Origin of the sequence: Marinibium conchae (assembly GCF_015595035.1) — a bacterium.
Classification (GTDB): Bacteria; Pseudomonadota; Gammaproteobacteria; order Enterobacterales; family Alteromonadaceae; genus Glaciecola.
Genome location: NZ_JADNRN010000001.1, coordinates 92323 through 104811 on the forward strand (window position 1 = coordinate 92323; position 12489 = coordinate 104811).

The 12489-nt window shown below is 43.2% G+C and carries 10 protein-coding genes; 5 read left to right on the top strand and 5 right to left on the bottom strand.

The genetic code is table 11. The features are described 5' to 3' along the window. Positions 1-6: 6 nt before the first annotated feature. The gene (locus ISG33_RS00400; RefSeq protein WP_195731613.1) at positions 7-621 is read right to left on the bottom strand and encodes a trimeric intracellular cation channel family protein; all 615 of its coding nucleotides are present in this window, start codon (positions 619-621) and stop codon (positions 7-9) included. Between the two features lie 19 nt (positions 622-640). Continuing rightward, positions 641-1282: a TIGR04211 family SH3 domain-containing protein gene (locus tag ISG33_RS00405; protein WP_195731614.1), complete on the bottom strand. Its 642-nt coding sequence runs from the start codon at positions 1280-1282 to the stop codon at positions 641-643. Positions 1283-1505: 223 nt separating this feature from the next. On the opposite strand from ISG33_RS00405, the gene ISG33_RS00410 reads away from it, so the two are divergent. After that, a complete protein-coding gene (locus ISG33_RS00410; RefSeq protein WP_195731615.1) occupies positions 1506-2999 on the top strand; it encodes a CYTH domain-containing protein in 1494 nt (497 codons plus the stop codon). Positions 3000-3039: 40 nt separating this feature from the next. Here the strand turns inward: ISG33_RS00410 and ISG33_RS00415 are convergent, their stop codons facing one another. After that, on the bottom strand, positions 3040-4233 hold the full coding sequence (locus tag ISG33_RS00415) for a sensor histidine kinase (protein WP_195731616.1): 1194 nt from the start codon (positions 4231-4233) through the stop codon (positions 3040-3042). 414 nt (positions 4234-4647) lie between these two features. Between ISG33_RS00415 and ahpC the strand changes: the two genes are divergently transcribed. Then, complete coding sequence (gene ahpC, locus ISG33_RS00420; RefSeq protein ID WP_229333399.1) at positions 4648-5211, top strand: alkyl hydroperoxide reductase subunit C; 564 nt, start codon at positions 4648-4650, stop codon at positions 5209-5211. Positions 5212-5549: 338 nt separating this feature from the next. Further along, positions 5550-7145, top strand: a complete 1596-nt coding sequence (gene ahpF, locus ISG33_RS00425) for an alkyl hydroperoxide reductase subunit F (protein ID WP_195731617.1) — start codon at positions 5550-5552, stop codon at positions 7143-7145. Between the two features lie 115 nt (positions 7146-7260). Here ahpF and ISG33_RS00430 read toward each other — a convergent pair whose 3' ends face one another. Together ISG33_RS00430 and rpmE are read right to left on the bottom strand one after the other, a co-directional pair. Further along, positions 7261-8511, bottom strand: a complete 1251-nt coding sequence (locus ISG33_RS00430) for a malic enzyme-like NAD(P)-binding protein (protein ID WP_195731618.1) — start codon at positions 8509-8511, stop codon at positions 7261-7263. A 469-nt stretch (positions 8512-8980) separates the two neighbouring features. After that, on the bottom strand, positions 8981-9193 hold the full coding sequence (gene rpmE / locus ISG33_RS00435) for a 50S ribosomal protein L31 (RefSeq protein WP_195731619.1): 213 nt from the start codon (positions 9191-9193) through the stop codon (positions 8981-8983). A 249-nt stretch (positions 9194-9442) separates the two neighbouring features. On the opposite strand from rpmE, the gene priA reads away from it, so the two are divergent. Continuing rightward, a complete protein-coding gene (gene priA / locus ISG33_RS00440) occupies positions 9443-11671 on the top strand; it encodes a primosomal protein N' (RefSeq protein ID WP_195731620.1) in 2229 nt (742 codons plus the stop codon). A 107-nt stretch (positions 11672-11778) separates the two neighbouring features. Beyond that, a complete protein-coding gene (locus ISG33_RS00445; RefSeq protein WP_195731621.1) occupies positions 11779-12411 on the top strand; it encodes an SPOR domain-containing protein in 633 nt (210 codons plus the stop codon). Positions 12412-12489: the final 78 nt, after the last annotated feature.

The window sequence follows — 12489 nt, forward strand, 5'->3', positions numbered from 1 at the left end:
GTTAGCCTACTGAAGGCCTTTGTGTGCGGGCATAGATAAGTTAGTTAGAATAGCTATCGCCCGCACTACAAAAGCAACAACACAGCCTATTGCAACTGCATAAAAACCAGTAATGCTTAGCATTGCATCGCATACGCAAAATGCAATTGCGCCGCATAATGAGGCGGTGATATAAATCTCTTTTTGAAACACTACTGGCACATCATTCAGTATGACGTCACGGACGATACCGCCTAAACAAGCACTGAATACCCCCATAATTACCGCGACGGGTAGGTCAGCGCCAAGCGACAGCGCTTTTTGAGCGCCTAAAACACTGAACAAGGCCATTCCAATTGCGTCTGCCCAAAGCAGTGCTTTTGATTTCCGAGATATCTGCTGTGTTGCGAAGTAGGTGACGATGGCAGACACACTGCAAATTATGATGTAGTACCAGTCGACTAACCAAAATACAGGTACGTCGAGGATCACATCTCTCAATGTACCGCCGCCAATACCCGTGACATTAGCGATAAAAATAAAGCCCACCCAATCCATCTTCTTTTTTGCGGCAAGCAAGGCACCTGAAACCGCAAATGCAGCGGTTCCAGCAAGGTTAATAACAAATAATAAAGTGAGCATGTGTGCCTTTGCAGCGTGATTAAAGTAGAGGGTTTGCTTTGTTTCGTTTGCGTGCAAAGAAGCCGAGTAGGAAGCCAAAGAGAACGCTCATCAACGCTAATATGCTACCACGAGTAAACCACTGCATTTGTTCTTTCGAACTGCGCTTTTCAAAGCTACGCTGCAGCTCTGCTTTCTGTTCTAGGGTTTTTGTTAGTTGTCGATTGAGTCTCTGTTTCTGTTCTTGTGAAACAGCTAGTTTATTTTCTGCCTCTCGCATTTTGGCTACGGCCTCATCAACTTCTCGCTGTTGTTCTTTTACACGTTCTTTTGCCATATCGATCTCAGCTCTAATCGATGGGATTCGGCTCACAAATTTTGATTCTACCCAGCCAATACGATCTCTTTCATCTTGAATTTGAGCATATCCGGCCTCTTTATCAACTTGCAATAAGTTTACCGTGGTGCCGGCAGTAATTGATCCTAACATGCGGAAGTCGCGCCCTGGGCCAGCATGTAAAAAAATGAATAGCTCGTCGGATATATAACGAACTTGCTTATTCTCTGAGGGCGCTTTACTGGAGGACGTTTGAGCATAAGCGTAGGGGCTTGATGCCAGCAAGTTTGCGGCTACTAATATACTGAATATTACGATGTGAGTGAGTCTTTGGCGAGTGAACATGGCGCTGCTGATACTCCGTTTTGCGTATAAGAAAAAGGCGATTGCATAATACTTAACTGCCTATAAAGGTATAACACAAGTTTTTATGAAATAAAGGCTAAATTTTGCTGACTGCTGAGATTTAGCATTGCACCCTATTGTTAAGCTCGTTATTGTATTTCACATATTGACATGCCAACACGGCAATTAAAGCTCAACAATGTGAGCATATCGAAGAGTAAACATGGAAATTGAATTAAAACTAGTTGCGGATCAAGACGCATTGCAAACTTTCGAGCAACAAATACTGCCGAAACTGGAAGCTCGAGTCACTCGAAGTGCTTCGGACTTATTTAATGATTACTACGATACTCCAGACCAGTTTCTAGGGCAGCGAAAGATGGGTTGCAGAGTAAGAACGGTTGACGGTCATATCGAGCAAACTATAAAAACCCAAGGGAAAGTGGAAGGGGGCTTGCATCAGCGTCCAGAATTCAATGTTGATTTGGACGAGGCTAAACCTGACCTAGAGCGTTTTGAACGCAATATTTGGGCAGACGATATTGATGTTGAAGAAGTGAATCGCCAACTCACTGTGCAGTTTTCGACGCACTTTCATCGCGTTACTTTTGATATACAAGACGACGAAAATCACCTAGAGCTAGTTTTTGACACCGGCCAAGTGAAACACAAACAACATAGTGTTGATATTGGTGAGATTGAAATTGAACTCAAACGTGGCTCGCCGTCGAGCTTATTTGATTTGGCCGATGAAATTAGCAAGGTGACACCAGTAAGATTGAGTAACGTGACGAAAGCTGCGCGTGGCTATCAATTGATGAATGGAACTAGCCTGCAAACTATCGCTCTACCTAAATTCCTGGCATTAGCACAGGAAGACACCACGGAGGACGGCTTCTGCAAAGCGATTGAGTGCGGCTTATCGCACTGGCAACATCATGAGTATGTATATTTGCAAACAGGGCATCATGGTGCGCTTAGAGAAATAGCCCAGAGCGTTCAATTATTATTGCAAGCCGTGTCTTTGTATCTGCCGGTACTTCAATGTCAGGAACTACTCAATTTACATAAGCAATTGCTTTTACTGTCGGAGCAATGGTCATGGCAAGAAGACTTGCAGTGCATTCGCAAGTTGAGATCGAAAAAAGGCCCTTTTTGCCAACGCATTCCAAAAAACCAGTCGCTGATGAGTTATTTGAAAGGTCGCCGAGAAGGTCTTCTTAGTGTTCAATCTCCAGAGCAGTTACTTGCATCTATGGAGAGCTCGCAAGTGCAATTGGGTGCCTCGAGACTCCTCATTGAAAGGCCTTGGCAAACACAAGCAACTGGTCACAACATTGCTGTGCTAAAGCACGCTCGAGGATGGTTGTCGCAAGGCTGGCAAACCGTTATGCAAAGCCTACCGCCAAAAAAAGGCATGGATTTTACGAAATACATTACGTTAGAAGTCTTACTCCGCCAAACCCTTATGAACGGTTTTATGTTGGCAGACTTATTCACCGAAAGTAGGGGCAAATTTCGTGCACCTTGGTTGGACCTAATTGAGGGTATCGATGAAATCAAAGCCTTGTTGTTTCTGCGCGGCGCGCTTGAAGAAGTCGACATCGAAGATAGTAAAGAATTACAAGGCTGGATTGATGAAAAATTAAATGCGGTGATAAATGTCATGGAAAAGAGCCGCAAAGTTGCCATGAACGCTGAGGTGTATTGGTCCTAAGCAACGTGCTTAAAAAGTTTAGCTACTTGTCAAACAGTAGCTACTTAGCCCATTGAATACTTACCTGTGTGCCGCCGTTGTCTAAGCTTGTTAATTCCATGTGTCCGTTATAATGCTCAACAATTCGATTTACCGTTGCCAAACCCAATCCAGTGTTTGAGAGAAGACTATAGGTTGAGGCTAAATGGTATGAATTTTGAGCTATATTAGCTGGTAAGCCTGGACCATCATCCCTTACGACAAATATATAGCTGTCATCCTTATCGCTTGCAGTAATACTGACTTTGCCTGTGTCTCGATGGTGATGCTTTATAGCGTTAGTAATAAGATTTGAAAGCACCGTCGACAGCGGTATTTTCGGTACACTCACTTCAATATTTTGTACATCCAGCTCGAAGCTTTTCGACCATTTAAATTGCGAGGCTAATTTATGCACTAAGTCACGTAAGTTGACGGGTTCAGGGTGTTCGTAACTCGTTCGTAAACGTGCATTGTCGAGCATGTCAACAATGACCTTCTGTAAAGTCGAGAGCATCTTATTGGAAGCGCTGAGCTTAGTGACATCGGCGCTGCCCTCAGACTCTATTGTCGATATCACTGAGTTTAATTGATGTTGGATATGATCAAGGGGAGCACTGAGTTCGTTAGCTATTTTATAGGAGATACCCTCAAGTTCTTGGTTTGATTGCTCCAATGACTGGATAAGTCGCTTTTGAACGCGATTAGCATTATTGAGTGCTTTGGCTTGGCGTTTTAACTCTAGTTTCGATACCACGTCCAAAGCGAGCACCTTTAAAAGTTCACGCTGAGTGTTACTTAACTTATGGGGCTTGTCGCTGATAACACAAAGCGTACCCAGTTTACTGCCATTGTGAGCCGTTAAGGGAGCGCCAGCATAAAAGCGAATATGCGGTTCGCCGACGACCAAAGGGTTGTCGTGAAAACGCTCGTCTTCAAGTGCATTTTCTATTTCCAAAATATCATCTTGAAGTATAGCATGTGCACAAAACGCGATATCTCGGTCAGTTTCACTAGCGGGCAAGCCTACCTTTGATTTAAACCACTGCCGACGCTGATCAACCAAACTGATAAGCGCGATAGGCACATTGCATAGCTGAGTCGCTATTTTGGTTATGCTGTCGAAGACAGCCTCTTGATCAGAGTCAAGAATACCATACTCATCGAGAGTACGTATTCTTTCTTCCTCGTTAGTAGTGCATTGGGCTTTAATCAACTTATCGTCCTTGATTTGATGTTAGTTATGTCAATATAACCCAAGTCCTCGTAAAAAGTATAGTAAGTTCGTTTTGAGCTTACTGTTTTCACTAAAGTCACCTTAAATGGCATTTTATTGTGCTTACGCCATTGATTTTTCCCCCTTCGTGACCACTTTCCGATCTAATAAAGTAAGTGCTCAGTATTTATGTTTGTTTTAGCGAATAATTGAGCGAAGCAGATTTTACTAACTACACTGTAGAGAGCGAATTGCGATGAGTTAAGACAAATAAAAGCGGTAATCGGATTAATTAATTAGAAGAATCGTTTTTATTCAATTTAATTATTTTACTAGTGTCGCTATATTTACATCCAAGCAAGGCAAGTAAGCCTTAAATTTTAACCTTAATCATTACTAATAAAGGAAAACATCATGTCTATGATCAACAAAACTATCCCTGACTTTTCAGTAGAAGCTTTTCACGATGGTGAGTTCAAAACTATCACTAGCGAAGACGTAAAAGGCAAATGGTCTATCTTCGTTTTCTACCCAGCGGATTTTACTTTTGTATGTCCTACTGAACTAGAAGACATGGCTTCTAAGCACGAAGAGCTTTTGGGTTTGGGTGTTGAAGTATACTCAGTATCAACTGATTCTCATTTCGTACACAAAGCGTGGCACGATGCGAGCGATGCGATTGGTAAAATCAAATATCCAATGCTTGCTGACTCAACAGGCGCACTAACGCGTGCTTTCGATATTATGATCGAAGAAGAAGGTCGAGCGCTTCGCGGTACATTCTTGGCAAACCCAGAAGGTGTTATCAAAGTAGCTGAAATTCACGACTTAGGTATTGGTCGCTCTGCAGCTGACATGGTTCGTAAAGTGAAAGCAGCGCAGTATGTTGCTAACAACGACGGCGAAGTGTGCCCTGCAGCGTGGGAAGAAGGTCAAGCAACGTTAACCCCAAGCCTAGACTTAGTCGGTAAAATCTAAGCGAGCCCGCACAATTGGGGGAGTTTTGCTCCCCCACTTAGTCCACTTACGATGCAAGAGTATTTGTATACTCTGATCCGGAACGCTTGAGATTAAACTATGCTAAGAAGCAAAAATTTAACATGAAAGGGTTTCAGTCTCTGTTACGAGCGATATCCTGATAATTAGTGATAGTTCGCTCATCCACATTTTATGAACACCAAGAGCGACAGGCTCAGCCCGAGGGCTTAGCCAAATGCACCCTGAAATAATAGAGACTGACACCTTTTCAACCGTCAGCAAACACAGTCTGTTTTGCGTCATTAACGCATCACAGCAAAAACAAAAGAGGAAAAATTATGTTAACGCCAGATATTTTAAATGCCTTGAAGCAATATACGAATGACATGACAAAAACTGTAACGCTAGTATTGCAAACTGGTGAACACGCTAAAAGAAATGAGCTCAAAGAGATGTTGAGCCAATTTGCCTCAATATCTGACAAAATTGTTGTAGAGGAAAGAGATGATGCAGGTCGCTTTCGAAGCCCAGTAACCTTCGGGTTAGATGTAGATGGAAAATCTACCGGTATCGTATTTTCGGGTGTACCTGGTGGTCACGAGTTCAATTCATTTGTATTGGCGGTATTACAGTCAGGCGGCGTAAAATTGAAACTTGACGAGTCGATACAAAAGATGATCAAAAAAGTGGCAAGCCCACTGAAGTTTCAAGTATATGTGAGCCTCAGTTGTCACGCATGTCCAGACGTAGTTCAAGCAATGAATCAATTCGCTTTGCTTAATGGCAATATTGAAGCTGAAATGATTGATGGCAGCGTATATCCTGAATTAGTGGAAGAAAACGGTATTCAAGGCGTACCAACTGTATTTATGAACGGTAAGGTATTTGCCACTGGCCAGATTGATACCGCTAAACTTATTGATAAGCTTGGCGAGTTACAACCGGAAATGTATGCGGCAAGTAACGACGCTGAAACACTAGCACTGCAAGACGTAACGGTAATTGGCGGTGGACCAGCAGGTGTTGCGGCGGCGATTTATTCTGCTAGGAAAGGTTTGAAGGTAACTATTGTCGCTGATCGCTTTGGCGGGCAAGTCAAAGACACCATGGGCATAGAAAACCTGATATCTGTACCCAAGACTACTGGACCGAAGCTTACCAATTCATTGATGGACCACCTTAACGATTATGAAGTGACTATGCGCGAGCATCTTCGTGTTGATAAGATTGAAAAAGGCGAAATCAAAAGGTTAACACTGACTTCTGGGGAAGTAATTGAAACAAAAACGATAATTATTGCCACAGGTGCTAACTGGAGAGAGCTTGGTGTGCCGGGTGAGAAGGAGTATATAGGTAACGGAGTGGCCTACTGTCCACATTGCGATGGCCCTTTCTATAAAGGAAAAGACGTTGCTGTTATTGGTGGTGGCAACTCAGGCGTCGAGGCTGCTCTTGATTTGGCCGGTATCGTAAAATCCGTTACGGTGTTTGAATTTTTGCCTGAGCTGAAAGCTGACCAAGTACTTATTGACCAAATTAATGCTCGCGACAATATATCGGTCATTAAAAACGCACAAACCAAAGAGATTCTGGCAGCAAATGGCAAAGTAAACGCAATTGAGTATATTGATCGCGCAAGCTCAGAAGTACATCAACAAGCACTGGAAGGGGTGTTCGTACAGATTGGCTTGGTACCTAACAGTGAGGTGCTAAAAGGGGTGGTTGACTTGACCCAATATGGTGAAGTTATTATCAATGAGAAAGGCCAAACGAGTGAAGAAGGTATTTTCGCATGTGGTGATGTTACCACTGTGCCCTATAAGCAAATTGTTGTTGCCATGGGGGAAGGTTCAAAAGCTTCTTTAGCGGCTTACGACTACTTACTCATGAATCAAACCAGTAGTAAAAGCGAATCTGCAACGGCGGCAGCCTAAAATATAAAGCCCCTTAATGGTCATGTTATTGATATTTACAACATGCCATAAGGGGCTTTTTCAATATATTTATCTAAACAAAATAGACACAGATAAAGCACTCACTATGATCGCTTTAAAAGTTGGCTAAATAATCCTTAGGCAGCTCTTCAATTTTTGCCACGCCTGAGTCGATTGCGGCTTGTGCGACAGCCGTCGCGATCCGTTTGCATAGGCGAGGATCCATTGGTTTTGGAATGATGTAGTCTTTCCCAAATTTCAAACTCTTGCTGTTGCTCGCTATGAGCACTTGTTCAGGTACTTCCTCTTTCGATACTGAGCGCAAGGCTTCAACAGCCGCTACTTTCATTTCATCGTTTATCACACCAGCGCGCACATCAAGCGCCCCTCTGAAGATGAATGGGAAGCACAACACATTGTTCACTTGATTGGGGTAGTCTGAGCGACCTGTTGCCATGATCAAATCATCACGTACCGCATGCGCTAAATCAGGTCTTATTTCCGGATCTGGATTGGAGCACGCAAATACAACCGGCTTCGGTGCCATCAACTTGAGTGCTTCAGGTGGCAATAGATCAGGGCCACTTAACCCTAAAAATACATCAGCACCTTCCAACACATCTTCCAAACTGCGTTTATCTGTATTGTTTGCAAACAGCATTTTGTGTGGTGTTAGCTCTTCTCGTCGGGTGTGAATCACTCCCTTGCGATCGAGCATGTAAATTTTTTCACGCATAGCGCCACACTTTATCAATAGCTCCATGCAAGCAACGGCTGCTGCACCAGCGCCCATACAAACAAAAATCGCTTCTTCAATTTTTTTACCTTGAATTTCTAAGGCATTTAACATGCCTGCAGCGGTAACGATGGCAGTTCCATGTTGATCATCATGAAAAATTGGTATTTTGCATCGTTTGATGAGCTCTTGTTCAATCTCGAAACACTCTGGCGCTTTTATGTCTTCAAGGTTTATACCACCGAAGGTATCAGCAATATTGGCGACGGTGTTTATAAACTCTTCAGTGGTTCTATGTTTAACTTCAATGTCAATGGAGTCGAGCCCAGCAAAGTGTTTAAACAATAGTGATTTCCCCTCCATAACAGGCTTTGAGGCGAGGGGGCCAAGATTTCCCAAGCCCAGAATTGCTGTTCCGTTTGAAATTACAGCAACCATATTGCCCTTTGCCGTGTATCGATAGGCTGCGTTTGGATCCGCTGCAATTTCTCTGACAGGCTCTGCAACCCCAGGGCTATATGCCAGCGCAAGGTCGTTGACGGTATCGGCGGGTGTTGAAAGCTCTACACTGATCTTTCCTGGCTTCGGAAACTCGTGATAATCAAGCGCTTGTTGACGAAAATCTGACATAAGGTGCAGGGTCCTTTCTTTTTGGGTCGATGTTACACTCTTTTGTAAGTTTACAGTTTAACTTACGAATCTAGTGCAAATGTAGCATAAATAAGCGCTGAGGGAAGAATATAACTTTTACTAAGCTACTTTTTTACAAACTGGTAAGACCATGATTTTAATGTACTATTTTCGAGTAGATCGATGACTATTATAAAATCAATATAATGAGTATTTATGAAGCATAATGAGCTTGTGTAGATAACGCGGAAAAATACAAGAGAATACGAAAAAAGTGTAATAAATTTACAGTTTTTAGACTGGTAGTTGATGGGGATTGCAGCACTTAGGACAGATGCGATAGCAGGGCATAGTGAAGCCAACATCTGCAATGCCACATTCAAATAGTTTGCAAAAAAAAGAGCACTTGAGAGTGCTCTTTGATATTAGATGCGAAAGTGCTAAATGCAGTTTTCGGCCAAAGCTTTTATTACTTCTTGCTAAGAGCGCCAAAACGCTTCTTAAAGCGATCAACACGACCACCAGTATCAACGTTACGTTGCTTACCAGTGTAGAAAGGGTGACAAGCTGAACATACGTCCAAGTTGATATCTTTTTTAAGCGTTGAACGAATTTCTAATACGTTGCCGCAAGAACATGTCGCTTTGATTTCGTTATACTGTGGATGAATACCGTCTTTCATTGGCTTACCTTTATGTTTAGGCCGTCTCGCTATACAACCCGAAGTTGCACACCAAACGAAATTGATTAATACGCCGATGGGGGTCATGTAGCCACCGCCAGCAAAATTTGGACGCGCATGATAAGTGAGTTTTTTCTCTAAGGCAAGTAATAAGTGTGTTTCAGCTAGGTTTTATTGCTAACATTAAGTTGCGCGCATTGCTCGATAAATCAGTTAACATATAACACGTACATAAACCAAGGAATTCCGTTGCAAATAGCTCAAGTGGCAATCCCAGTGCCAATGTATCAACTCTTTCATTATGAAATAATGCTTAGTACCACAGATATCATTGGGGCGCGCGTGCTAGTGCCTTTTGGCCCGCGAAAAGTGCTTGGTATTGTAGTGAATTTGGTTACTGTTAAAAATGATGAGCAAGCTGCACAGCTAAATATAAATCTAAAGAAATTGCGTGCAGTTGAGCGTATTTTAGATGATTGTCCTGTGCTGAGTGAGCACATGATGACTCTAGCGCAGTGGATGAGTGACTTTTATCATCATCCTATTGGTGAAGTCATGCACACTTTGCTTCCAGCAAGCTTACGAAAGCATCAAGATGGAAAGGCAAGGCCATCGGTGCAAAGTATTTCTTATTATCGACTTTCCAGCAATCAGGAATTACATCTACACGCTAGTGAGTTAGTTGCTCGTTCACGCAAGCAAGGTGAACTATACACCTCTATGCAGCAAGCTACTGACCATAAATGCAGTGTGCATGAGCTCAAAGAGAGCTTTAGCGCCAGTGTAATAAAGGCCCTGCTCGACAAAGGCTTAATTGAAAAATATGACGAGGCGGTAAAACCAGGACTTTGGCAGTCAAGTCTCAAAATCGATACAAAACCAGTGCCCAATATTGAGCAATCGATCGCAATATCAACCATTTCCATGTGCACAAGCTTTGATACTTTCTTAATTGAGGGGGTAACAGGAAGCGGTAAAACCGAAGTATATTTACAAATTATCGAGCCTCTTCTTGAAGTCGGAAAGCAGGTACTTATTTTGGTGCCCGAAATAGGTTTAACACCGCAAACTGTGAAGCGCTTTGAGCGACGCTTCAACACTCGGGTCGGGGTATTACATTCTAATCTAAATGATTCCGATCGACTCAGCGTATGGCAGCAAGCTCGAGAGGGAAGTGTTGGTATAGTGATAGGCACACGCTCATCTATTTTTACACAACTGAAAAACCCCGGAATGATTATTGTTGATGAAGAGCACGATGAGTCATTCAAGCAACAGGACAACCTGAAGTATCACGCTCGCGACATTGCGGTGTACCGCGCAAATAAGTTGAATATTCCACTGGTGCTCGGCAGTGCAACCCCGTCATTGGAAAGCTTACACAACGCCTTGGAGAAAAAATACAAGTTCTTAAGTCTACCCAATCGAGCTGGGAGCGCCTCTATGCCGAGCCAACGGCTCATGGATGTCAAAAGTCAAAAGATGCAGTTTGGGATAGCGCAAGGCATGCTCGATAAAATGAAGCAGCATCTTGAGAACGGTAATCAGGTAATGGTGTTTGTTAATCGGCGCGGTTATGCGCCGGCCTTGTTGTGCCATCAATGTGGCTTTGTGGAGTTCTGTGAACGCTGTGATAACCCCATGACGGTGCATAAAATCCAGCATCATCTTCAGTGTCACCGTTGCTCCGATGTTAGGTACCTACCGAGTCAGTGCAGAGAGTGTGGGGCGAGTGACATGGACACCTTCGGCTACGGCACTGAGCAGCTTCAACAAGGCTTGAGTGAATTATTCCCCGAATATAATAGTATACGAATCGACAGCGACTCTGTTCGCGGCAAAGGGAAGCTAGATCGTCTTTTGAAAGAAATTAATCAAAAGCAATATCAAATTCTGGTGGGTACGCAAATATTATCGAAGGGCCATCATTTTCCAGATGTCACATTTGTTCTCATACTTGATGTCGATAGCGCGCTGTTTAGTGCCGACTTTCGAGCCCCTGAGAAACTCGCTCAGCTAATTACGCAGTTAGCAGGAAGAGCTGGGCGGAGTGATAAATCTGGAGAGATGTGGCTACAAACACATTGCCCAGAACATCCCTTATTACAAGACCTGATAAACAATGGGTATTCTGACTTTGCTCGCTATGCTTTACTCGAGCGCAAACATGCCGGTTTACCACCACATGAGTTTCAAGTTTGCATTCGAAGCGAGTCACACAAAAAAGGCCTAGCAAACCAGTTTCTAATACTCTGTGCTGAAACCTTTACTCAGTTCAAACATGCAAAAGTACTGGGGCCTTTTCCGGCTGCAATAGAGAAACGTCAAGGACGCTATCGTTTTAACCTTATAATACAATCAGCCTCAAGAAAATATCTGCAGGAAATAACAAAACAAGCCAACGCAGCGCTTATTCAGCTACCCATTGCGAAACAAGTGCGCTGGAGTATTGATGTGTTACCGACTGACTTCAGCTGAACATCTTTCATTATAAGAATATTAAAATATAGAGGCGTTTTTTCTCGAAAAATTTTGTATAGTCTGCCTCGGATTAGTATTACAACAAAAAGAATTCATCAAAAAGTATGGCGCAAAGAGATTACGTGGCCCGAGGCCAGAAGAAAAAGAAAGCAAATCCCCCAAAGCGCAGTCAGCAGGTTGTGCCGTGGTTCAAAGTATTATTGGCTATATTGGTGGTGGTAGTATTCGTCATCGGGCTTTTTTATCTTAAAAATAGCAATGTAGGTGCGACCAACAATGATGTAGACACTGAAACCGTTTCGTCTGCCATCGATGCAAAGCCAGGTGAAGTAAAGTCTCCATCTTCGGCGATTGCTGTGCCTACGAATAAGTCTACGAGTGATACTGAAACCACTGATTCAACCGCCATTCCGGAACTAGGAGATGAGGAGTGGGAATTCATCGAGGGGCTGCCGTCTTATTCAGTTGAAGTGGATGTTGAGGAGATGCCAGATACTGGCGAAACTTGGAATGTGCGTTGTGGCTCCTTCCGCGAGCTAGAGCGAGCAAATAATATGCGAGCAAGCATCGCTATGCTTGGTTATGAACCGCAAATGAAGAAGAGCAATAATTCAAATGGAACATGGCATGTCGTTTTCATCGGGCCTTACGATATGAAGCGAAAAGCGGATTTCGACCGAGGGAAACTGGTAAAAGGTGGGCTTCGCACCTGTCAAGTTTGGAAAATTTGGGATTAAACTAAAGCTCTCTTGAATTAAACGTATCTTGCCCCACATATACCCTACTAGCTGAAATTGTCAGCATCTTATCAGGAG